At 70.3% G+C, this 23,102-nt stretch carries 20 protein-coding genes; 12 read left to right on the plus strand and 8 right to left on the minus strand.

Annotated features, from left to right (window positions below; genetic code table 11):
• Window positions 1-7 precede the first annotated feature (7 nt).
• The 5 genes from AB0P24_RS12280 to AB0P24_RS12300 all read left to right on the plus strand — a co-directional run bounded on the left by AB0P24_RS12280 (window position 8) and on the right by AB0P24_RS12300 (window position 6,775).
• On the plus strand, window positions 8-952 hold the full coding sequence (locus AB0P24_RS12280; protein WP_365792910.1) for an ABC transporter permease: 945 nt from the start codon (window positions 8-10) through the stop codon (window positions 950-952).
• Window positions 949-2,706 carry a dipeptide/oligopeptide/nickel ABC transporter permease/ATP-binding protein gene (locus AB0P24_RS12285; RefSeq protein ID WP_365792912.1) on the plus strand — a complete coding sequence of 586 codons (1,758 nt, stop codon included), beginning with the start codon at window positions 949-951 and terminating at the stop codon, window positions 2,704-2,706. The genes AB0P24_RS12280 and AB0P24_RS12285 overlap by 4 nt, the downstream gene beginning before the upstream one ends.
• Window positions 2,703-3,518, plus strand: a complete 816-nt coding sequence (locus tag AB0P24_RS12290) for an ATP-binding cassette domain-containing protein (RefSeq protein WP_365792914.1) — start codon at window positions 2,703-2,705, stop codon at window positions 3,516-3,518. Before AB0P24_RS12285 ends, AB0P24_RS12290 begins: the two co-directional genes overlap by 4 nt.
• A gap of 155 nt (window positions 3,519-3,673) precedes the next feature.
• Window positions 3,674-5,479, plus strand: coding sequence for a family 43 glycosylhydrolase (locus AB0P24_RS12295; protein ID WP_365792916.1), 1,806 nt, complete (start codon window positions 3,674-3,676; stop codon window positions 5,477-5,479).
• Between the two features lie 81 nt (window positions 5,480-5,560).
• Window positions 5,561-6,775: a family 1 glycosylhydrolase gene (locus tag AB0P24_RS12300; RefSeq protein WP_365792918.1), complete on the plus strand. Its 1,215-nt coding sequence runs from the start codon at window positions 5,561-5,563 to the stop codon at window positions 6,773-6,775.
• A 112-nt stretch (window positions 6,776-6,887) separates the two neighbouring features.
• Here the strand turns inward: AB0P24_RS12300 and AB0P24_RS12305 are convergent, their stop codons facing one another.
• Together AB0P24_RS12305 and AB0P24_RS12310 are read right to left on the minus strand one after the other, a co-directional pair.
• The gene (locus AB0P24_RS12305) at window positions 6,888-8,132 is read right to left on the minus strand and encodes a DUF3500 domain-containing protein (RefSeq protein WP_365792920.1); all 1,245 of its coding nucleotides are present in this window, start codon (window positions 8,130-8,132) and stop codon (window positions 6,888-6,890) included.
• A 23-nt stretch (window positions 8,133-8,155) separates the two neighbouring features.
• A complete protein-coding gene (locus AB0P24_RS12310; RefSeq protein WP_365792922.1) occupies window positions 8,156-8,851 on the minus strand; it encodes an FCD domain-containing protein in 696 nt (231 codons plus the stop codon).
• 76 nt (window positions 8,852-8,927) lie between these two features.
• On the opposite strand from AB0P24_RS12310, the gene AB0P24_RS12315 reads away from it, so the two are divergent.
• Window positions 8,928-9,794, plus strand: a complete 867-nt coding sequence (locus AB0P24_RS12315; RefSeq protein ID WP_365792924.1) for a fumarylacetoacetate hydrolase family protein — start codon at window positions 8,928-8,930, stop codon at window positions 9,792-9,794.
• A 412-nt stretch (window positions 9,795-10,206) separates the two neighbouring features.
• Here the strand turns inward: AB0P24_RS12315 and AB0P24_RS12320 are convergent, their stop codons facing one another.
• Complete coding sequence (locus AB0P24_RS12320) at window positions 10,207-11,400, minus strand: FAD-dependent monooxygenase (protein ID WP_365792926.1); 1,194 nt, start codon at window positions 11,398-11,400, stop codon at window positions 10,207-10,209.
• Window positions 11,401-11,532: 132 nt separating this feature from the next.
• Between AB0P24_RS12320 and AB0P24_RS12325 the strand changes: the two genes are divergently transcribed.
• Complete coding sequence (locus tag AB0P24_RS12325) at window positions 11,533-12,330, plus strand: IclR family transcriptional regulator (protein ID WP_365792928.1); 798 nt, start codon at window positions 11,533-11,535, stop codon at window positions 12,328-12,330.
• A 274-nt stretch (window positions 12,331-12,604) separates the two neighbouring features.
• Here the strand turns inward: AB0P24_RS12325 and AB0P24_RS12330 are convergent, their stop codons facing one another.
• Window positions 12,605-13,210 (minus strand): TetR/AcrR family transcriptional regulator, encoded by a 606-nt coding sequence (locus AB0P24_RS12330; protein ID WP_365792930.1) that lies wholly within the window; start codon window positions 13,208-13,210, stop codon window positions 12,605-12,607.
• Window positions 13,211-13,633: 423 nt separating this feature from the next.
• Here AB0P24_RS12330 and AB0P24_RS12335 point away from each other — a divergent pair, with 423 nt between their 5' ends.
• From AB0P24_RS12335 to AB0P24_RS12355, 5 genes are all read left to right on the plus strand, one after another.
• Window positions 13,634-14,710, plus strand: coding sequence for a lipocalin family protein (locus AB0P24_RS12335; RefSeq protein ID WP_365792932.1), 1,077 nt, complete (start codon window positions 13,634-13,636; stop codon window positions 14,708-14,710).
• 538 nt (window positions 14,711-15,248) lie between these two features.
• Window positions 15,249-15,563: an FAD-dependent monooxygenase gene (locus AB0P24_RS12340; protein ID WP_365792934.1), complete on the plus strand. Its 315-nt coding sequence runs from the start codon at window positions 15,249-15,251 to the stop codon at window positions 15,561-15,563.
• Between the two features lie 212 nt (window positions 15,564-15,775).
• The gene (locus AB0P24_RS12345; protein WP_365793128.1) at window positions 15,776-16,141 is read left to right on the plus strand and encodes a hypothetical protein; all 366 of its coding nucleotides are present in this window, start codon (window positions 15,776-15,778) and stop codon (window positions 16,139-16,141) included.
• 199 nt (window positions 16,142-16,340) lie between these two features.
• A complete protein-coding gene (locus AB0P24_RS12350) occupies window positions 16,341-18,125 on the plus strand; it encodes an acyl-CoA dehydrogenase (protein ID WP_365792936.1) in 1,785 nt (594 codons plus the stop codon).
• A 13-nt stretch (window positions 18,126-18,138) separates the two neighbouring features.
• Window positions 18,139-18,957 carry an enoyl-CoA hydratase/isomerase family protein gene (locus AB0P24_RS12355; RefSeq protein ID WP_365792938.1) on the plus strand — a complete coding sequence of 273 codons (819 nt, stop codon included), beginning with the start codon at window positions 18,139-18,141 and terminating at the stop codon, window positions 18,955-18,957.
• A 111-nt stretch (window positions 18,958-19,068) separates the two neighbouring features.
• On the opposite strand, the gene AB0P24_RS12360 is transcribed toward AB0P24_RS12355, so the two are convergent.
• The 4 genes from AB0P24_RS12360 to AB0P24_RS12375 are packed head-to-tail and all read right to left on the minus strand — an operon-like array spanning window position 19,069 to window position 22,975.
• Window positions 19,069-19,905: an NAD(P)-dependent oxidoreductase gene (locus AB0P24_RS12360; protein ID WP_365792940.1), complete on the minus strand. Its 837-nt coding sequence runs from the start codon at window positions 19,903-19,905 to the stop codon at window positions 19,069-19,071.
• Window positions 19,906-19,941: 36 nt separating this feature from the next.
• Window positions 19,942-20,763 carry an enoyl-CoA hydratase-related protein gene (locus AB0P24_RS12365; protein WP_365792942.1) on the minus strand — a complete coding sequence of 274 codons (822 nt, stop codon included), beginning with the start codon at window positions 20,761-20,763 and terminating at the stop codon, window positions 19,942-19,944.
• Entirely contained in the window at window positions 20,760-21,662 is a 903-nt protein-coding gene (locus AB0P24_RS12370; RefSeq protein ID WP_365792944.1) for a fumarylacetoacetate hydrolase family protein, read from the minus strand. Before AB0P24_RS12370 ends, AB0P24_RS12365 begins: the two co-directional genes overlap by 4 nt.
• A gap of 17 nt (window positions 21,663-21,679) precedes the next feature.
• Entirely contained in the window at window positions 21,680-22,975 is a 1,296-nt protein-coding gene (locus AB0P24_RS12375; protein ID WP_365792946.1) for a CaiB/BaiF CoA-transferase family protein, read from the minus strand.
• Window positions 22,976-23,102: the final 127 nt, after the last annotated feature.

Below are 23,102 nucleotides of genomic sequence, written 5' to 3' on the forward strand. Positions count from 1 at the left end.
CGCGCCCATGACGGTCTATGTGCTGCGTCGCCTGACCGCGGGCCTCGTGCTCGCGGTCCTGGTGACCATGATCACGTTCCTGTTGCTCAGCACGTCCTTCGACGACGTGGCGAGCAGTGTCCTCGGCAGCGGTGCCACCCCGAAGCAGCTCGCCGCCCAGAAGGCCCAGATGGGCCTCGACCGACCTCTGTTCACCCAGTATCTCGACTGGCTCTCGCACGCGGTCCGTGGTGACCTCGGCGCCTCGTATTTCACCAGCGAACCGGTCCGCTCCGCCATCACCGCCCGGCTCGGCGTCACCCTGTCGATCGTCGTGGTGGCGCTGCTGGCCACCTCGGTCATCAGCGTCGCGCTCGGCGTGGCCGCCGCCGCGCGCGGCGGCGCCGTCGACCGGTTCGCGCAGGGCGCCGCGATGGTCGGCTATCTCGTCCCGAGCCTGCTCGTCGCCATCGCGCTGGTCTACGTGTTCGCCGTCAAGCTGCACGTGTTCCCGGCCACCGGGTACACCGACTTCAGCGAGAGTCCGACCCGCTGGGCGAGTTCCATCGCCATCCCCGTCGTCGCACTGATGATGGGCGGTGTCGCCAGCCTGACCTCGCAGATCCGCGGCGCCATGATCGGCGAACTGCGCAAGGACTACGTCCGAACCCTGCGCACCCGGGGCATCCCCACCCGCTCCATCGTCCTGCGGCACGCCCTGCGCAACGCCGCGGGACCGGCCCTCACCGTGCTGTCCCTGGAGTTCATCCAGATGCTCGGCGGGGCCCTGATCATCGAGCAGATCTTCGCGCTGCCGGGCTTCGGCCAGTACGCGTTCAATGCCTCCCTGCAGGGCGACGTCCCGATCATCATGGGCATCAGCCTGTTCGGCGTGCTGCTCGTCGTGGTCGTCAACCTCGTCGTCGATCTTCTCAACGGCTGGCTCAACCCGAAGGCGAGGATAGTCAGTTGACCACACCGAGTGCGGACACGCGGCGCCGCTCGAACCTGCGGCGCCTGCTCGCCGACCCCCAGGCCGTCGGCAGCGCGAGCCTGCTGACCGTCATCGTCCTGCTCGGGCTGCTCGCACCCGTCCTCACCTCCCACGGTGCCAACGAGGCGAACCTGGACGCGGTCAACGCCGGTCTCGGCGACCACGGCTATCTGCTCGGCGGGGACAAGAGCGGCCGGGACATCTTCGCCAGGCTCCTGTTCTCCATCAACACGAGCGTGGTCTCGGCGCTCATCGGCGCGAGCATCGCCCTCGCGATCGGGATCACGTCCGGGCTGGTCGGGGGATACTTCGGGCGGCGCGTGCGCGGAGTCACCGAGTGGCTGTTCAGCCTGATCATGACGTTCCCCGGGCTTCTCCTGCTCATCGTCCTCATGCCGGTGACCAAGGGCGACTACAAGGCCACCATGCTCGTCTTCGGCGTACTGCTCTCCCCGGGCATCTACCGGCTCGTACGCAATCTCGTCGTCGGCGTGAAGAACGAACTGTACGTCGACGCCGCCCGGGTCTCCGGCCTGCCCGACCGGCGTATCCTGCGCCGCCACGTCCTCACCGTGGTGCGCGGGCCGGTGATCATCGCCACCGCGTTCCTCGCCGGGTCGTCCATCGGCGTGCAGTCGGGCCTGGCCTTCCTCGGCGTCGGCTCGAACACGGTGCCCAGCTTCGGTGCGATGATCTCCGACGGGTTCACCAACCTGTACGAGGAGCCTCTGCAGTTCGTGTGGCCGAGTCTCGTCCTCGGGGTCATCACCGCTTCGCTGGTGCTCCTGGGGAACGCGCTGCGGGACGCTCTGGAGGGCGGGCGCCCGAAGCCAACCCGGATCGTCACCGCCACCACGTACCGGCCGACGGCCGGCGGGGGAGCCGCCTCAGGACTGCTCACCGTCGACGACCTGGCCATCGCCTACCCGACACCGACCGGCGAACTGAAGGAGGTCGTCAGCGGCGTCACCCTGAGCGTGGCGGCCGGGGAGACCTTGGGCCTGGTCGGCGAGTCCGGGTCCGGCAAGACACAGACCGCGTTCGCCGTGCTCGGAGTACTGCCGGCCGAGGCGGTCGTCGTCCGAGGCTCGATCCGGCTCGACGGGCGCGAACTGCTCGGCCTGAGCGAGCGTGAACTTCGGGCGGTGCGGGGGACGTCCATCGCGTACGTGCCCCAGGAACCGATGTCGAACCTGGACCCCTCCTGCACAGTGGGCGCCCAGCTCGTCGAGGGGGTGCGCGCGGCGACGCCCATGTCCAGGTCCGAAGCCCGCGAGCGGGTCCTGGCCCTCCTCGCCCGGGTCGGCATCCCCGACCCCGAGCGCACGTTCCGGTCCTATCCCCACCAGATCTCCGGTGGCATGGCGCAGCGCGTCCTCATCGCGGGCGCCGTCGCCAGCCGGCCCCTGCTGCTCATCGCCGACGAACCGACCACCGCCCTCGACGTCACGGTGCAGGCGGAGATCCTCGACCTGCTGCGCGACCTGCAGAGGGACCTGAACATGGCGGTGCTGCTCGTGACCCACAACTTCGGTGTGGTGGCGGACATCTGCGGCCGGGTGGCGGTCATGCAGGAGGGGAGGGTCGTCGAGACCGGCACCACGGAGGAGCTGTTCGGCGTACCTCAACACCCCTACACGCGCAAGCTTCTCGACTCGATCCTCGACGAGACCGCTCTGCGCACCGACCCGCCGGCCATCCCCGCGGGCGCGCTCGAGACGGAGACCCGATGACCACACTGCTGGAGGTGAGCGACCTGCGCGTCACCTACCCCGGGCGGGTCTTCAGGGCGCGCGCCCACGAGGTTCTGCACGGCGTGTCGCTCGCCGTGGGGCAGGGCGAGACCCTCGGCGTCGTCGGCGAGTCGGGCTCCGGGAAGACGACCATCGGCCGGTCCGTGCTCGGCCTGGTCGCGCCCAGCGGGGGCACGGTCCGCTTCCAGGGCAACGACATCACCCGCGCCGGGCGCAAGGAGCGCCGTACCCTCGCCCGTGACATCCAGGTCGTCTTCCAGGACCCGTACTCCTCCCTCAACCCGGCCCTCACCATCGGCGACATCCTCAGCGAACCGTTGGTCGTGCAGGGCACCCCGGTGGGTGAGGCCCGAGGACGGGTGGCGGAGCTGCTCGACCAGGTGGGGCTGCCGGGCAACGCTTCGCAGCGGCTGCCGCGGGAGTTCAGCGGCGGTCAGCGGCAGCGCGTCGCGATCGCCCGCGCCCTGGCACCTGCCCCCCGGCTCATCGTGTGCGACGAACCCGTCTCCGCGCTCGACCTGACCACCCAGGCCCGCGTCCTCGACCTGCTCATCGACATCCAGCGGCGGACCGGCGTCGCCTACCTGTTCATCTCGCACGACCTTGCGGTCATCCGGCACGTCAGCCACCGTGTGAGCGTCATCCACCGGGGCGACATCGTCGAGACCGGTCCGGCGGCCGACGTCACCCGGACCCCCGAACACCCCTACACCCAAAGGCTGTTGCTCGCCGCGCCGGTCGCGGATCCGGCCGAACAGCGTCGGCGGCGCGAGGCGCGGCAACGCCTGTGACGTCCCGTCGCCACCGCAAAGGTGTCTTCACCCACGACCGCAGACCCAAAGCACCGGAGCACGAACCGCGGCGCCGCCGGCCGGGACCGGCATGCCGCAAGCCGTCGTCCGCCCGGAGCCGAAGACCTCAGAACCCGTTGATCGGAAACCCTCACATGACATCTTCAGAACGCACCTTCTGCAATCCGCTCGATATTTCCTACCGCTATCAGGACATCCGGTTCTCCGGCATGGTCCGGGGCATCAAGCTCGGCGAGCCGCGGCGGAGCGTGCACCGGGAGGCCGCGGATCCCTCGATCGTGCGGTACCGGGACCGCTACTACATGTTCGTCTCGATGTCCGCGGGGTTCTGGCACTCGGCCGACCTCGTGCGGTGGGAGTACCGCGCGACGTCCAAGCTGCCGGCCCTCGACTACGCGCCGGACGTCCGGGAGGTGAACGGGGCGCTCTACATCAGCGCGTCCCGCAAGGAGGACAACTGCCCCTTCTTCCGGAGCGTCGACCCCCTGTCCGACGACTTCGTCGAGGTCACGCCGGGCACCTTCCCCTTCTGGGACCCGAACCTCTTCCAGGACACCGACCAGTCGGTATACCTCTACTGGGGGTGTGACAACAAGACACCCCTCTACGGGGTCCGGCTCTCGGACACCTTCAGTCCGGTCGGCGAGCCTTCGCCTCTGATCAGCTCCGATGTCCTCGCCCACGGCTGGGAGCAGCTCGGCGAGGACTACGTCGTCGTACCGCCGCAGACCGAGCGGGAGAAACTGCTCAGTCAGGTCGTCGGCACCGCCCCCTACATCGAGGGCGCGTGGATGACCGAGCGCGACGGTACGTACTACCTGCAGTACTCGGCGCCCGGCACACAGTTCAACACCTATGCCGACGGGTACTACACGGCCTCCTCACCCCTGGGGCCCTTCACCTACTCCCCCGACAGCCCGTTCTCGTCCAAGCCGGGCGGATTCATCACCGGCGCGGGACACGGCAGCACGTTCCAGGACCGGCACGGAAACTGGTGGCATGCGGCGACCATGCGCATCTCGGTGAACGACGTGTTCGAGCGCCGCGTCGGGGTCTTCCCGGCCGGCTTCGACGACGACGGTGTGCTGTTCTGCAACCAGAACTTCGCCGACTACCCGACAGCCGTCCCGGACGGCCCGTTCGATCCGTGGACGCCTCCCGCCTGGATGCTGCTCTCCTACAAGGCGGATGCCGTCGCCTCGTCCGCGGCTCCCGGCCACGAGCCCGCGTCCGCCGTCGACGAGGACATCCGCACCTGGTGGGCGGCCGCGAGCAGCGAACCGGGCGAGTCCCTGACCATCGACCTCGGGGCGGTCAAGACCGTGCACGCCCTGCAGATCAATCTGGCGGACCACGAGTTGGCCGACGGCGCGCCGTACGCTCCCGACGGAGTGGACAAGGGCCATTCCTGGCGAGCCATCTTCCCGAGCCACCAGCCGGCGGAGTTCGTGGTCCAGATCTCGCGGGACGGGCAGGAGTGGACCGTCGTACGCGATTCCCGCGGGACGGGCCTCGACGCTCCCCACGCCTACCTCGTCCTGGACGCGCCGCGGCAGACCCGCTTCGTCCGGGTGACCAGCGGCCGGCTGCCGTTCGACGGCGTCTTCGCCGTCAGCGGGGTGCGCGTCTTCGGGACCGGCGACGGCGACGCCCCGCCTGCAGTCCGTGCGCGGGCCACCCGCGTGGACGACCTCACCGCCAGGATCGAGTGGGACGCCGCGGCCGGAGCCATCGGTTACAACGTCCGCTACGGCCGTCACCCGGAGAAGCTGTACCACAGCTGGCTGGTGTACGAGCGCACGGCCCTCGACCTGCGTTCCCTCAACGCGGGTGCGGAGTACTGGGTGGCCGTCGACGCGTTCGGTGAGGCAGGCGTCACCTCCGGCGAACCCGTGCCCGCGGCATGGGCCGAACGCGCCGCGGACGACGACCACATCTGACCGCCTGTCGCATCTCGTTCCGGGTCGCCTTCCCGCCGACGGCACTTCCCCCTTGTTCACGCCCAGGACTCAGGAGTACTCATGCGCGGCACAACTCCGTTCCTGTGGGGAGCCTCCAGCTCCCCGCACCAGACCGAGGGCAACAACGTCAACAGTGACTGGTGGGCCCTGGAGGGGCGGCGACCCGGGCTGGAGCGCAGCGGCGACGCACTCGACAGCTACCACCGTTTCGAGGAGGACATGCGGCTACTCGCCGACGCCGGGCTCAACGCCTACCGGTTCGGCGTCGAGTGGGCGCGCGTCGAACCGGTGCCGGGACACTTCTCCCGGGCCGAACTCGCCCACTACCGGCGGATGATCGACACCGCCTTCTCGCTCGGTCTGACACCCGTCATCACGCTCCACCATTTCTCCAACCCGCGGTGGTTCGCCGAGGAGGGGGGCTGGCTCGGCGAGCAGGCCGTCGACCGGTTCACGCGTTACGTCGAGACCGTCACGGGAATCCTGGCCGACGTCCCCTGGGTCGCCACCATCAACGAACCCAACATGCTGGCGATGATGATGACCGTCGAACGCCAGGGGCCAGCCCGCCTCAGTGGCGTGTCGCAGGGCCTGGCCGGCGCCGACAACGCGCCTGTGAAGCTGCCCGCCCCCGACCCGGAGATCGGTGCCGTCCTGGTGAAGGCCCATCACGCGGCCCGGGAGGTGGTCCGGGCGAACACCGGCGCGGCCGTGGGCTGGACCATCGCGAACCGCGCCCTCGCCGCGAGACCCGGAGCCGAGGACAGGCTCCGCGAGATCGCGTACGTCTGGGAGGACCTGTACCTCGAAGGCTCGCGGGGTGACGACTTCGTCGGTGTCCAGTCGTACACCAGCGAGTGGGTCGGACCCGAGGGCATCGAGCCGCATCCGCCGCACCCCGACAACACCATGGTGGGCAAGGCGTACCGGCCCGACGCTCTCGGCATGGCGGTCCGCCACACCTGGGACGTCACGGACGGGATCCCGATCCTCGTGACCGAGAACGGCATCTCCACCACCGACGACAGCCGACGGATCGCCTACACACAAGGGGCTCTGAACGGTCTGTTCGCCGCGATCGACGACGGCATCGACGTCCGGGGCTACCTGCACTGGAGCGCCCTCGACAACTATCGCTGGGGCGACTGGAAGCCGACTCTCGGCCTGATCGCCGTCGACCGGGAGACCTTCGAACGCCACCCGAAGCCGAGCCTCGCCTGGCTGGGCGACGTCGCCCGGCGCGGCGCTCCTGAACGACGGACACCCATGCGGTGACGGCAAGGGTGCGGCTCAGGCCCAGGGGGTCACCGGAACGAAGGAGCTGTCCTGCCGGAACAGGTCCGTCACGTCCGTCACGGTTCTGTCCGTTGGCCGACCAGACCCACGCTCAGGCGTTCCGTGCCTGCCAGGCGCGCACGTAGGCGCGGCCGTAGTCGTTACCGTGCGGAGTGCGCAGCACGGTGTGGATGTGGAACGGCTTCGGGGTGTCGTAGTCGAGGAAGACGCCGCAGTGGTGGTCGAGTTCGGCGATGAGCACCGGCGACTGGAGCCGGTAGTAGAAGACGTCGCCGGCCTCGTGGCCGCCGATCCAGCTGAGCCAGGTCTCGTCGAGGTGGTCGCGGATCTCGCGCATCCGGGCCGCGCGCGGGCCGTCCGGCAGCAGGGACACGAACGACTCGGCGATCTCCAGGAGGATCTCCCGGGCCCGCTCGGGCATGTCCGCGGCCCGCAGGCCCTCGACCGGGATCACCCGGTTGTCCTGGAAGGCCCCGGCGAGATGCCGTTCGTCGCCGGGGTGGATACGGCCGGGTGGCATGGCGGGGTCGACCATGTGCTCGTACACGGTCGCGGTGGCGCGCTGGTCCGGCGGGAGCGCGGCCATCAGGTCCGTGCCGAGCCGGATCCGGTCGGTCAGGGCCACCGTGCCGGCGCGGGGGCCGTCGTCGATCTCGTTGGGTTCGGCGCCGAGGAAGACGGGGCTGACGACCATGCGCCCCTCGACGATCAGGCAGTGCACGGCGCAGTGGTGGCCGAACAGCTGCCAGCCCCACGGAGCGGTGGGGTCGGGATTCCCGTAAAGCGCGAAGTTGTAGCTGAACTCGTTGAGGATGCTCTGCAGGCCCACGACCTCGCCGAGGAAGCCGTTGATCAGCATCATGTCGTGCACCAGGCGGAAGCCGTCGGCGCTCAGCGACGCCTCCACCAGGGCGAGGGCCTTCTGCCGGACCTCCGGTGGCTGGAACTCCAGGCGGAGGCCGGTGTCGAACTGCAGGAACTCCGGGTTGGCCCAGGTCTGCCACTCGACCGCGTCCACCGGGTGTCTCAGCTTGGCGCGACCGTCCTCGTCGAGTGCCGCCAGCAGGTCCCGCGCCGCGGCGACCATGGCGGCGACGGGAGCCTCCTCACCGGGGCGGGCCGGCTCCCAGGCGTGCGCCTCGGGCCGTAGTGTGCCGTCCTCGGTCACTCCCCGGAACTCGGCGTGCTGCAGGGGTTTCCAGCCGCGGATCAGCTCGCCGGTGAACGGGGCAGCCTTGGCCGCCTCCCGGTATTCGTAGGCGTCCAGGCCCCTGATCGAGGCCAGGCGCGGCGAGTTGGACGGGTAGAGGTACTTGCGGTACTCAGCTGGTGACATGACGGCTCCCGTGACCCCGTGCTTCAGTCGGTATGGTTGTGGCGCGCGACGGCGGCGCGAACGGCGTCCTCGTCCCCGGCGGCGATCGCCTCCACCAGGTCGGCGTGGATCCGCAGCCGCCTCGCGCGGTAGGCGCCGGCGTCCCGGTCGGCGGTGCGCGCGGTGGACGACGTGAGGTGCCCGAGCGTGCCGATGTAGACCGCGCGGGCCATGGCGTTCGGGCACAGCTGCGCGATGCGCTCGTGCAGGGCCCAGTTGGCGCGCATGAAGGTGTCCCAGTCCGGCGCGGCCGCCATGTCGTCCAGGCAGGCCCGCAGCGGCAGGATGTCGCCCGCGCCCGCGCACCGGGCGGCGCCGACGTCGACGAGCTCCTCCAGGTGGTTGCGGAGTTCGATGGCGTCCGCGACCGTGCCCGGTTCTCCCGCGACGCTGAGCAGGGTGTGGCGCAGCCGCACGACCGGGCTCTGGTCCGCGACGAACAGTCCGCCGCCGCGACCGGGGCGGATCTCGAGCACCCCTCGGTCACGCAGGAGCCGGATGGCTTCGCTGACCGTGGCGCGCGCCAGACCGGACTCTTGGCGGATCTCCTCGATGGTGCCGATCGCGGAGCCGGGACTCAGTCCGCGGACGCGGTCTTCGAGGGCGCCGGCGAGTTGCTCGGCCCGTGTGCCGCCGGGAGCGCTCAGGCCGGCCAGCACGGCGCGGTTCTCGGTAACCATGACGGCATTCAATCATAAAGGTTATAACCTTTAGAAGGTTATGGAGTTACTGTCTTCCCCGAGCGGAGGAGTGCGGATGCAGATCGTGGGAGTGGCGTACGGCGACGAGGTACGGGTGGCCAACCTGTCGCCGGACGGCGACCGGCTCACCGTGGTGGCCGGCGTGCGGGAGTTCTGGGCCGACCCCGAGGTATGGCTGGCCCGTACCCCTGCCGGCGAAGCGATATCGGCGGGTGAGGCGCGCCTGGTGCCGCCGGTGCTGCCGGAGGCACAGATGCTGTGCGTCGGTCTGAACTACCTCGAACACGCCGCCGAAGGGTCCTACCGGGACCAGGAACTGCCCGAGCACCCCACGCTGTTCGCGCGGTGGACGCGATCGCTGACGGTCGGCGGGGCCGAGATCCCCGTGCCCTCCACCGAGGACGGTCTGGACTGGGAGGGCGAGATCGTGGCCTGGGTGGGCCGGACGCTGGTGGACGCCGACCCCGCCGAGGCGCTCGAGGCCGTGGTCGGCTACTCGACGTTCAACGACGTCACCGCGCGGCGGGCGCAGAAACTGACCTCGCAGTGGACCCTCGGCAAGAACGCCGACCGCTCCGGCCCGCTCGGTCCCATGGTGCCCGCCGGCGAGGTGGGCGACCTGCGGGACGGACTGCGGGTGCGGACCCGGGTCAACGGCACGACCGTCCAGGACGCCTCCACCAGCCAGATGATCCACCACGTGGGCGAGACGCTGGCCCACATCTCGCGCACCCTCACGCTGCGCCCCGGCGACCTGCTCGCCACCGGCACCCCGTCAGGTGTCGGCTACGCCCGCACCCCGCCCTGGCTGCTGCGGCCCGGCGACATGGTGGAGGTCGAAGTCGAGCGCCTCGGGATCCTCCGCAACACGATCGTGGGCGGGGAGCACCGCCGGAAGCCCCTCTCGGGTCCGCTCGACTGAGGACGCCGGTGGCCCCGGGGTCGCCTCCGGGCGGCAGCAGTGGCCCTTCCCCGAGGGACAGGCGGGCTGCCCCGGTTCCGGACGCGGGAAGACCCCTCGCCGTGTCCGGAACGGGGGTGCTGGGCCCGCCGGCGAAGGGCCGCCTGACCGCTCCGGGCATGACCCGCGCTCAGGGTGTGGATCTCGCACGGTCGCCTCGTGGTGGACGTCAACGATCCGCGGGCGGACCTCGCGGAGGAAGCGTGCAGGTTCCCTACCAGGGCGTGCGTCAGCCGCTGAGCCAGGGATCCGGAGTGTTGCCGAAGGACGCGAGCACGTCCGGTCCGGCTCGTCCTCGCTCTGGTGCTGTCAATGATGCTGTCAATCCGTGGTGACAGTCACGGTGGGGTTCCTTCGGTGGCCGAACCGGAGTTCACGAAATGGGCACCTCCTCGGCGTCGTAGCCGTAGATCCAGCCGTTGCCCACCAGGGGGTCGGACCCGGCGAGTGCCGTGTCGCGGGCCTGTTGCTCGGGGCCGTCGGGCAGGTGGTTGACGTCGCGGCGGCCATGACTGATCTGCTGAAGACGTGTGGTGCGTTCGATGCGTACCGCCTCGTACTGCTTCAGCGCCTGCTCGGGATCGTCGGCCGACTCAGCCAGGCAGCGCGCCAGTACCGCGGCGTCCTCGATGGACTGGGCCGCGCCCTGGGCGAAGAAGGGGAACATGGGATGCGCGGCATCCCCGAGCAGGGTGGCCCGGCCCCGGCTCCAGCGCCGCAGCGGCGCCCGGTCCAGCAGAGCCCAGCGGCCGGGGACGCTGCCGGCGGCGATGAGGTCCGTCACCCGCGGGTCCCAGCCGGCGAACTCGGCGTGGAACTCCTCGATCGTGGCCTTCGCGCTCCACGACTCGTCGGTGTAGTCCCCGGCGGGGGCGAAGGCGACGACATTGACGGCCCGTCCACCATTCATCGGGTAGTGCACGAAGTGCCGTCCCGGCCCGAGCCAGAGGGTCTGGGCGGGGCGCAGGGCGAAGTCGGGTGCGGCGTCGGCGGGCACGATGGCGCGGAAGGCGCAGATGCCGGAGTACTCCGGCGGTGTGGACTCGGCAACCATGCTCCGGACGACGGAGTGCACGCCGTCGGCGCCGATGACGACGTCCGCCTCTGCGCGGCTGCCGTCGGCGAAGCGCAGTTGCACACCGTGCGGACTCTCGTCGACCGAGGTGCACCGGGCGCCCAGGCGGATCCGGTCGCCGGGTACGGCCGACTTGACGGTGTCGAGCAGGTCGGCCCGGTGGACGACGTAGGTGCGCTCGCCGTAGAGCCGCTCGCACACGCCGCTCAGCTTCTCCACCGACAGCACGCCGCCATCAGCCCAGCGGCGGAACTCCCAGCCCCAGTCCAGCGGCACGGCCCCGCGCAGGAACCGTTCCATGACGCCGAGACGGCGCAGCAGCCGTACGGCGTTGGGGGCCGCGACGAGTCCGGCGCCGACCTCGCCGAGCGCGGGCGCCTGCTCGTAGACGGTGGCGGTCAGTCCCGCGCGGTGCAGGAAGGCCGCGGCGGCCAGACCGCCGATGCCGCCCCCGACGATGGCGATCCGCGGGCCGGGCACGTGGGTGGGCATGGATCCACTCCTCTGACTCAAGGGCGAGCGTCCTACTGACCCGGATCCTTGCCCACGCCCCGACAGCCGCGAAAGGTACTATGTTCATTCAATGGACATCGTCTTTCGATGCCCCCCCGGAGTTGAGGACTGATGCCGCGTACCAGTCAGCCCGGCCGCAGCGTGAGTTCGCGGCTGCTCGACGTTCTCTTCGCGTTCCGGCCCGGCCGGTCTCGCCTCACCCTGGCCGACCTGACCAGGGAGACCGGGCTGCCCCATGCCACAGTGCGCCGACTGGCGCTGGAACTCGCCGAGGCGGGAGCGCTGGAACGGGCACCGAACGGCTCGCTCAGTGTGGGCATCCGGCTGTGGCAGCTGGGCACACTGGCACCGCTGAGCGTTCCGCTGCGCACCGCCGCGCTCCCTTTCATGGACGACCTGCACACCGCGCTGCGCCAGCACGTCCAACTCGCGGTGCTGGAGGGGACCGAGGCCGTGCTCGTCGAGCGGCTGTCGGCGGGCAACGCGGTGGACGTCATGTCGGAGATCGGCGGAAGGCTGCCGCTGCACTGCTCCGGCGTAGGCAAGGTGCTGCTCGCCCACGCCGGTTCCCAGCTGACGGAACAGGTCGTCGCACAGGGCCTGCCCGCCTACACCGAGCGCACCGTCACCGATCCCGCGCGGCTGCTGGAACAGTTGGACGAGTGCCGCGAGACCGGCGTGGCCGTCGTCCTCCAGGAGACGACACCCGGCGCCGACTCGGTGGCCACCCGCGTCCTCGACGACGAGGGCAAGGTCGTCGCGGCCCTGTCGGTCGTCGTGAGCGCCGGGTCGGTCGATCTGCGGACGGTACGGCCGGCCGTCATCGCCTCCGGACTGGCCGTGTCCCGCAGACTCGGGTGGCATCCCTCGGCGGGAGTCGAGCAAGCGCGGTCGGACAGGTCTCGATGACGGACCCGTCAGGGATCCACCCCGGGACGTCGCCGGTGCTTCGGCCAAGGCAGTGGCCGTACGTCCCGCCGGACCGCTGCGCGGCCGGTGGGGACCATCAGGCGCACCGTTTCGCCGGCTTCGGCACCGAGTCCCTCATCGCGGGCAGCGCGGCAGGACACAGGCCACCGCAGGCACCGACGACGCGTTCCGAGCACATGATGAGCGACGACGAACGGCCGACGGGACGACGGAGATGCCGAACGACATGCGACGAGGCGCCCAGCACGCCTCGCTACCGGCGGTTTGCGTCGCTCGGGGCCAGCAGGCCGTCCACCACCAGTCCGGCCAGTGCGTCCGCCCTGGCGAGACGTTCCGCGTGCGACATGTGCTCGGGCCGGCCCAGGCGCCGGGCGAGGGGCTCCTGCACCAGTCCTGACACGGGAGTGATGATGGCGAAGAACAGGACGTCCATCGGAACCCGGACCATGCGCCCGGATGCCATCAACCTCTCGGTACTGGGCGCGACGAGGGCCAGCGCCGGCTCGATGTAATGCCGGCAGAGGTAGTCCAGCCGCTCGGTGTCCCGTGCGGACTCATCCGCCATCAGCACGGCCAGGTACGGTTCGCCGATGTTGATCCGGTAGAAATCCGTGACGAACCGCCGCACCACGTCCTCGTCGTCGCTTCCGGGTACGGCCGGCGCCAGGCGCGTGACCTGAGCCCCTAGCGCGGCGTCCACCACCGCACGCCAGAAGGCCGCCTTGGAGCCGTAGCGGTCGTTGATGAAGGTGTGGCTGACGCCGAGACGGCGCGCGAGCTCCCGTGCCGACGCCCGGTCGTATCCCAGCTCCGCGAACGCCTCCAGGCCCCGCAGCAGGACGTCTTGCTCCGCGGGCACTTCGGGGGAATCCGCGCCGGGGCGCCCTGGGCGTCGAGTGGTGCTCGCCTTGCCTCCCACGTGCCCTCCTCAGACGGCTGTACGGGCGCGCGCCCGACAGTGGGGCCAGCGTAGCCGCCCGGATCGGCGCATCGCGAGCACTGCGCCTGGTCAGCGCCTCATCCCGAACCCGCCGCCCCGGCCTCATCACCGGTTGACAGATGCCGGGCAACGAGTAATCTGACAAGTGTCGGATATTGCGGCGGGCACCCCCTCGGGGTGCGACTTGAGGCCCGCCACGCCATCGAGCAGGCCGTACCGGCACACCCACCCCTCCCCCGCCGAACGGACCACCTTCCCCTCATAACCACCGACAGTACGAAACAGTTTCGTTCACATACTGACCGTATGCATCCCTGCAGGGCATCCACACAAGGAGCCGTCATGCGTAAGACCACCGTCGGCGCGGCCGCCATCGCTTCCGCGCTGATCGCCTCACTCACCCTCGCCTCGGGAGGACCGGCCACCGCGACAACCGGCGCCGGCTCGGCCGCGGCGCACAGCACCACCTCCGGGCAGGGGCCGGCCCATACGAGCCTTCCGGTCCTCGTCGACCCCGCCGCCGACCTCGCATCCAACCCCGACAGGCTCAACCAGTCCTGGTACGTGACCGCGCACGTGACCGCGGGGGGGCACCGGTACGGATTCCTGGCCCACTACCTGAGCGCCGGCGACGCCAAGCAAGGGCGCGCCCTCTCATCGGTGTCGATCACCGACGAAGACACCGGCTGGTACACGAAGTCGGAGATCGTCCTTCCTCCCGGGACGGGCCTCTCCGACAAGCAGGGCGTGGACATCCACACCGACAACATCACCTGGACGGGCAGCGCCAAGGAGATGAGGCTGCGCGCCAAGGTCCCCGAGGGGACCATCGACGTCACGCTCCGCCCCCGCGGAAACGTCCTCTACAACATGGGCACGGGCTACTTCCCCATGTTCGGCGACGCGAAGTACCCGAACTACGAGTACGCCCTCCCCGCCGTTGACACCTCCGGGACGCTGGCGCTCAACCACCGCACCGAGAAGGTCCGCGGGCAGTCCTGGGTGGACCGCCAGTGGGGACCCCTTCCCGACATCTCCTCGGGCCGCGCCTCGTGGGCCTGGATGAACCTCAACCTGTCCAACGGCGACAAGATCAGCGTCTGGAACCAGAAGTATGACAAGCAGAACAACTTTGCGACCATCCTGAAGCCCGACGGCACCCAGACCCTTGCCGAGGCGACGCTCACGCCCGACACCTCCACCCTCTGGACCAGCCCGACCACCGGAAAGAGCTACCCCACGCGCTGGAAGGTCACCATCCCGGGCGAGCACGCCAAGCTGAACGTCACCGTCTACGCCAAGAACCAGGAACTGGTGACCACCGGGCCTCGCTACGAGGGAAGCGCCGCCGTCACCGGCACCTACGACCACCGCCCGGTCACCGGCACCACCTACATCGAGGTCACCGCCCCCCAGTAGCCGTCCACGGCCGCCGAACAACGGGCCTGAACACCGCGCCAGCGTCTGTGTGACCGTGGCCCGCACAGCCGTAGCCTGTCGGCTCAAGTCCCGCTGACCGGCCTCCGCTTGCACAGGAAGCCGACGGTCGCCACCGTTCCATGACTCTCCCGACCGTCGGCGGCACGCCGCCGAGGACCCCGGCCAGGCTCCGGTGTCGACCCTCGCCGGGGTGCCGCACTGCGCCGAGCACCAGGCCTCGGGCGATCGTCACCTGCGCCGCTTCCCGCTCTTGACCACCTGCCTGATGGAGGCCTAGCTTCCCAGTGAGCCACTTATGGTCCACCGGTCCGCGATGCGGACCAACTTCCGCTTCAGGACGGGCGGTGCTCGATGAGGGAGCGACGAAAAGATGCCGACGAAGCAAACCGCCGCAAGCCGGGGACGTCGTCCACACGCACGTTCTCGTCGTCGGCGCCGGGCCTGCAGGACTGACGGCGGCTGCGTTCGGGATCTCGCCCCCGGCACCGATGTGCTGTGGAGCCCGTGGACCACCGCCGTGCCCCACACGGAATGGATGGCCCTGTTGCTGATGCACGACCCGCTGCCCGCCGACGCCTCGGACCAGGCGATCGCCGAAATCGTCCGGGCCGGAATCAGGGATCCCGACGGCGAGTTCAAGATCAAGCACATCGGGCGCCGGCAGATCAACCACATGGGGGCCGAGCAGTACCGCAAGGACCGGGTATTCGTGGCCGGCGGCGCGGCACACCGTCATCCGCCGGCCAACGGACCCGGCAGCAACACCTCGATCCAGGGCCCCCTACGACCTGGCCTGCAAACTCGCCCCCGTGCTGCGCGGAGACGCCGGTGAGGCGCTGCTGGACACCTACCACGACGCGCGCGAGCCGGTGGAGCGCCAGATGATCGACCGGGCGATCGAGAGCATCGCCGAACTCCAACCGCCCAGCGAGGCGACCTGCTCGGCTTACGGGCAGACCGCCGAGCAGGTCTGGGCGGCCGTCGACGATCTCTTCGCCCCGGGCGAGGCCGGGGCGGACCGCCGAGCCGACCTGTCTGAAGGCAGTGCGGCTGATCGACCACCAATTCAACTGCTACGGCGTGGAGTCGGGACTGCCGTACACATCCGTCGTCGACGACGGCACGCCGTTGCCCGCCCACACGCGAGCCCCCGAGCTCCACTGTCACCCGACGACACGTCCCGGCGCCCACCCGCCGCATGTCCGGCTCCCCCACGGCACCGAGTACGTCTCGACGCTCGGCCTCGTCGGGCAAGGCCGGTGCACCGTGCTCACCGGTGTCGGCGGAGCGGAGTGGACCACGGCCGCGGCGGCCGTCCCGCTCGAAACCGGTCTCACCGTCGAGGCGCGGACGGTCGGAATGCGCGCCGACGACGTGCTCGGTGCGAGGACCCGCGTCCCGGTGCGGTGACTCGGCTGTGTCAGCGTGCATCAGCCGTTTGGAGGGTGACGTCGCTGAGGCGCCCCTCAAAAGCCCTTGGCTCGGACACGGGAGTCCTCGTGGAGTCGACCGTCACCCCGAGGCCGTGCCGCTGAACCAGCGGGACCACGACCGCCCACGACTGGAGCGCTCCATGGCAGCCTCGTCCCCAACGCCTCACTCACTCCTATTGTCACGCCGTGACCTGGAGTTCATGCTCTACGACTGGCTCGGCGTCGAAACGCTCATCAAGCGCGAACGGTACGCCGATCACACGCGGGAGACCTTCGACGCCGTCCTGGACCTCTGCACCCAGATCGCCGAGGAACGCTTCGCACCGCACAACAGGCTGAACGACGAGCAGGAACCGAAGGTGGTCGACGGCCTGGCCGTGGTACCGCCCGGCATCAAGACCGCCCTCGACACGGTGGCGGACGCCGGACTGCTCAGCGGCGGCATGGACGCCCGTGTCGGAGGCCTGCAACTCCCGCAGGTCGTCCAGACCGCCTGTTTCCTCTGGTTCCAGGCTGCCAACATCAGCACGTGGGCGTACGCCATGCTGACGGTGGCAGGCGCCAACCTGCTGCTCACCCACGGCACCGACGAACAGGTCGCCGCCTACGTCCGCCCCATGGTCGAGGGTCGCTTCCACGGCACCATGTGTCTGTCCGAGCCGCAGGTGGGATCCTCGCTCGCCGACATCACCTGCCGCGCCGAGCCCCGCGACGACGGCACCTTCCGGATCTTCGGCGCCAAGATGTGGATCTCCGGAGGCGACCACGAGCTGGGCGAGAACATCGTCCACCTGGTGCTGGCGCGGATTCCGGGCGGCCCGCCCGGCGTGAAGGGCCTCTCGCTCTTCCTCGTGCCCAAGTACCTGGTGAGAGCCGACGGCGCGCTGGGCGAGCGCAACGACGTGGTCCTCGCCGGGCTGAACCACAAGATGGGATACCGCGGCACGACGAACACCCTGCTGAACTTCGGCGAGGGCGGGTACCGGCCAGACGGCCAGCCGGGCGCCGTCGGTCACCTCATCGGCGCACCGCATCAGGGTCTCGTCGCCATGTTCCACATGATGGACGAGGCGCGGATCGGCGTCGGAGCGGGGGCGACGGCACTGGGATACACCGGCTACCTGAAGTCCCTCGCGTACGCCCGGACACGCACCCAGGGACGTCCCGCGGGGGTGAAGGACCCCGCCGCACCGCCGGTGGCCCTGATCGAGCATGCCGACGTCCGGCGGATGCTCCTGTCTCAGAAGTGCTACGTGGAAGGCGCGCTGGGACTCGTCCTCTACTGCGGCAGGCTGCTCGACGACGAGCGGAGCGCGGCCGACGCCGCGGCGCGGACACGGGCCCGTCTGCTGCTGGGGGTCCTCACGCCGATCGCGAAGAGCTGGCCTTCCCAGTGGTGCCTGCACGCGAACGACCTGGCGATCCAGATCCACGGCGGCTACGGGTACACCCGCGAGTACGACGTGGAGCAGCACTACCGGGACAACCGGCTCAACGCCATCCACGAGGGAACCCACGGCATTCAGGCCCTCGACCTGCTGGGCCGCAAGGTGGTCATGGACGGCGGGGCGGGCCTCGGCGCTCTCGAAGCGCTCGTCCGGGCCACGATCGAGCGGGCCTGTGCCGTCGGCGGGGAGGCGCGCGACCTCGCGGCGGCTCTCGATCACGCCCTCACCCGGCTCGTAGAGGTGACCCGGACGATCCACACCGCCGACGTGCCCGCCGGCGTTCGCCTGGCCAACGCGTCGGTGTATCTGGAGGCCGCCGGCCATGTCGTCGTGGCCTGGATCTGGCTGGAGCAGTTCCTCGCCACCTGCGACGGCGACGATTCCCTGCGGCAGGGCAAACGGCAGGCCTGCCGCTACTTCTACCGCTGTGAACTGCCCTGCGCCGAGCCGCAGTTCGACCTCCTCGCGCGCCTGGACACGACGGCGCGCGATACCGATGACACATGGTTCTGAAGGGACGACACCGATGACATCACCGGTCCGCATCGAGTACGACAGCGACGGTGCCCTCGCGGTCGTGATACTCGACAAGCCGCCGCTGAACCTCTTCGACGAGGCGCTGTTCGCCGCGTGGGAGCAGGTCGTCGACGAGCTTGCCGCCGTCACCGATCCGGCGCGCCCCGATCGTGCCAGAGCGGTGCTCATCGAGGCACGGGGCACAGTCGTCTCCGGCGGCGTCGACGTGGCGACGTTCGCCGCGATCGCGGAGAGCCCCGGTGCGGTGCAGCGCGCCGGGGCCCTGTGGAAGCGGCTGGTGCGGATCGTCCAGGCGCTGGAGGAGCTGCCGGTGCCGACGGTCTTCGCCGCGCACGGGCTGACCCTCACCGCGGCGTTCGAGATCGCTCTGGGGTGCGACATCCTGCTTGCTGCTCAGTCCGCGTCATTCGGGCTGGTGGAGATCGTCGTAGGGCTGACGCCCTCGATGGGAGGGCCTCAGCGCCTGGCCGAACGTGCCGGGCCGGCCAGAGCCCGTGAGCTGATCTACACAGGGGAGCGCTGTTCGGCGGCGACCCTCGAGCGCTGGAACGTGGTGAACCGCGTTCTCCCGGACGAGGGTTTCACCGAGGCGGCGCGGGAGTACGCGCGCCTCGTCGCAGCGGGCCCTACCTGCGCCCACGCGGCGACCAAGCGGCTGGTCGCGACGGCTGTCCGCGACGGCGTGCGGGCCGCGGACGACGCCGTGCCGGCGGTGTCCGGTGCCCTCTTCGCCACCGACGACCTGCACGACGCGGTCACCTCGTTCCTCCGTGACGGCCCGGGCAAGGCGACCTACCAGGGCCGATGAACCGGCCGCTGGTCAGCGTCGGCTGCTGGCGGGGCAGTCCGTGCGGGACATGCGGCACGCCTGCCGCTACCGCCCGGTGTGTGACCGGTTCTCCGGCCACACACCGGGCGGTCATCCGGCCTGCGGCGGATCCACGAAGAAGTCGAGCTCCGGCTGCGGCCCCCCGCCGTACCCGGCCAGGTCCGTGATACCGGCTTCGGCCAGGACTTCGGCGTCGACGAGGGTCTCGCCGGTCCGCTCGCGCGGCGGGCGGGAGAACACGGCGAGGGCCGCGTCCGCCGTGATCTCGGGGCTGCGTGACCGGGAGGCGACGTTCTCGCCGCCCAGGACGTTGGACACCGCGGCGGTCGCGATCATGGTCTGCGGCCAGAGGCAGTTCGCGGCGATGCCGTGCTCCGCGAACTCGGCTGCCCAGCCGAGGGTGAGCAGGGTCATTCCGTACTTCGTGTGTGTGTAGGCGGGGTGGACGCCGAGCCAGCGCGGGGCGAGGTTGAGCGGCGGTGACAGGGTCAGGATGTGGGCCTGGTCGGACTGTTTCAGGTACGGCAGGCAGGTCCGGGTCAGCAGGAAGGTGCCCCTGCTGTTGATCGACTGCATGAGGTCGAAGCGCTTGAGGGGCAGCTCCTCGGTGCCCCGCACATCGAGGGCACTGGCGTTGTTGACGCAGATGTCGACGCCGCCGAACCGATCGACCGCGGTGGCGACCGCCCGCTCGACGTCGGCCTCCTCACGGACGTCGCCGACCACGGCGACGGCGGATCCGCCGGCGGCCTCGATCGCGTCGACCGCTGTGTGCACGGTGCCCGGCAGCCTCGGGTCGGGCGTGTCGGTCTTGGCCAGGAACACCGCGTTGGCGCCCTCGCGGGCCGCGGCGGTGAGGATGGCGAGCCCGATGCCGCGGCTGCCGCCGGACATCACGATGGTCCGGCCCTTCAGTGATGTCCCCATGACGGGGTTCTCCCATCGTCGGTCTTCGGGTGCGTGTCAGTGGCCCTTGAAGCGCGCGGGCCTCTTCTCCAGGAAGGCCAGGGCGCCTTCGCGGAGGTCGTTCGAGGTGCGGCAGCGGGCGACGGCCTCGATCGCGTGGCCCAGCGCGACGCTGCCTGCCGCTTCGTCGCCCTCGCTCAGGCGTCGGACGGCTTGTACGGACGCCTTGGCGGCGCGGACCGACAGAGGGGCGTTCGCGGCGATGGTCGCGGCGAGTTCGTCGACGGCCTTGCCCAGCTCGTCGGGTTCGACGACGCGGTCCACCAGCCCAACGGCGTGTGCCTCCGCAGCCGGGAGACGACGTCCGGTGAACAACAGGTCGCTCGCGACGGCCGGGCCCACGGTCTGTACGAGTGCGGCGGTCTGCTCCAGCGGGTAGCCGACGCCCAGTCGGGCGGCCGGGATGGCCAGGACGCTGCGGGTGTCCGCGTAGCGGAGGTCCGCGCCCAGCGCGAGGGCCATGCCCGCGCCCAGGCAGTAGCCGTGGATGCGGGCGATGACGGGCACGGAGAGCGCGGACAGCCGTGTGAACAGCGTCGTGGCCGCGTCGTCCGCCGCCCGCCGTGCGGCATCGTCCTGTCGCCCCGGGAACTCGCTGATGTCCGCGCCGGAGACGAAGGCCCGTTCACCGGCGCCGCGCAGGACGACCACGCGTACGTCCGGATCCTCGTCCATCGCCCTTAGTGCGACGGCGAGTTCGGTCATCATCGCCACGGACAACGCGTTGTGCCGAGCCGGGTTGCTGATCTCCACGGTGCAGACCGCGTCCCGTACCTCGGTGCGGATCCTTGGTGAGAAGGTCACGGTCAACGCGGTCATCCGGTCTTCTCGTCGACGAAGCGGTTGCGCAGCGCGCCGATCCCCTCGATGCGCACTTCGAACTCCGAGCCATGCTGGAGAAGGACCTTCGGCTCACGCACGAACCCCACCCCGGACGGTGTGCCCGTGATGATCAGATCACCGGGCTCCAGGGTCATCATGGTGGTGATGTAGGCCAGCAGCTCCGGTATGCCGAAGATGAGCCGGGAGGTGCGGTCGTCCTGGAGCACCTTCCCGTCGAGCGTGCCCTTGATGGCGAGGTCGGGCCGTGCGCCGCCGAGTCGGGCGGCGGGCACGACAACCGGGCCGAGGGGAGTGAGACCGTCCCATGCCTTGCCGGCGATCCGCCCCGGCGTGTGGAACTGGAAGTCGCGGACGGAGACGTCGTTGGCCGCGGTGTACCCGAAGACGACGCTCTCCGCGTCCTCGACCGCGATGCGACGCGCACGGGCACCGATGACCACGGCGAGTTCGCTCTCGTAGTCGATCTGGTCCGATTCCGGCGGCAGTGCCACGTCGGCGTAAGGCGCTGCCAGCGAGGTGTGCCACTTCGGAAACAGATCGGGATGAGCGGGTCCCGCGTCGCGTCCGCCCTCGTGCACGTGCGCGAGGTAGTTCTGGCCGAGGCAGATGACCTTGCCCGGCCGACCGACCGGACTCAGCAGCTGATGGTCCGGCGCGTCGATCACGGTGCCGGCCTCGATGGCCGCCGGGTCGCCGCCAGCCGCCTCCAGCAGCAGGGGCAGGTCGTCGAAGACCTGGCCCTCGACCAGGGCGAGGCGCGCCTTCGGCGCCCCGTCCCGCCGCAGCGCGACCACGGGTCCACCGCCGTGCAGGACCCGGGCGAGACCGAGCCCGTCCGTCCAGTCCAACGGTGAAGCGTGAGTTGGAGTGGTCATGAAGGTGCCCTCCTGATTCATTTCCGCGCCTCGGCGCTCCGGGCGGTCGCGGTGGCCGCCTCCGTCCTCGCGCGAACAGCGCCGGTCGCGGCCCCACCGGCATCGTGCACTCCGACGACGCCTTCCTCGGCCAGGTCGGCGATCCGGTCGTCGTCGTATCCCAGTTCGGCGAGGATCGCGACGGTGTCCGCGCCCACTTCGGGCGCGCGGCCACGGGCACGCGGCGCCCCGTCGGCGACGATGGGTGTGTTCACGATCGTCGGTTCCGCGAAGCGCTCCTCGTCGTGCACGAACAGGCCGCGTACGGCGAACTGCTCGTCGGTGAGGATGTCGCCGATGCCGTTGACCGGGCCGCAGGGGACACCGGCCGCACGGAGCGCGCTCATCCAGTGATCCCGTGGAGCCGCGGCGAAGCGTGCCTGGATGATCTCCGCCAGGGGCACCCTGTGCAGGAAGCGCTCGTACTCCGTGGCGAAGCGCGGATCGTCGCGCAGATCGAGCTCCAGGACGGCGCAGAGCGCCTCCCACGCCCGGTCGACCGCACCGAGCACGAGGGTGGCGCCGTCTGAGCAGGTGAACGCCTCGTAGGGGGCGGCCAGTCGGTGTGCCGTGCCCAACGGGGCCGGTTCCACCCCGGTCGCCACGTAGTCGGCGACCTCCCACAGCGACCAGGCGGCCACCGAATCCGCGAGCGCGACGTCGACGTACGCACCGCCGCCGCCGGCACGTGCGCGCAGCAGGGCGGCCAGGACACCGATCGCGCCCCACATTCCGGTCCCCACGTCGGACACGGGGAACCCTGCCTTGGCCAACCGCCCGTCGGTGGTGCCGGTGACCGACATCAGCCCGCTGTAAGCCTGCGCGATCAGGTCGATGCCCTTCGCGTCGCGCATCGGCCCGAACTGCCCGAAACCCGAGATCGAGCAGTAGACGAGGCCGGGGCACTCCGGACGCAGATCCTCGTAGCCCAGTCCGAGCCGCGCCATCGCGCCCGCCCGGAAGTTCTCCACCAGGACATCACTGCGCTGTGCCAGGGACCGCACGATGTCGGCTCCCGCCGGCGACTTCATGTCGACCGCGAGGCTCCTCTTGTCCCGATGAGTCAGGTCGAAGGGGATCGGTCTGCGATCCGGGCCCATCCGTCGTGCGCGCATGCGGTCACCCGTGACCGGTTCGATCTTCAGGACCTCCGCGCCGAGGTCGGACAGGACGGTCGTGCAATAAGGGCCGGCCAGGGCCCCGGTCACATCGAGGACCCGCACACCCCGTAGGAAGGCCGGGCCGGGCTCGGCGGACTCCGCGGTCGCTGTCATTGCGCCCCTTCATTGGAGACTGGTCCGCAATACGGACCAGTGGACCGTCTTGTGAACCCCTGGCAAAGTTAGGCCTGGGATTCCGGGAGCGTCAAGCGGGTGGGACGGGGGCCCTTGGTCCCGCGAG

This window comes from Streptomyces sp. NPDC086519, assembly GCF_040686075.1.
Taxonomy (GTDB): Bacteria; Actinomycetota; Actinomycetes; order Streptomycetales; family Streptomycetaceae; genus Streptomyces; species Streptomyces shenzhenensis.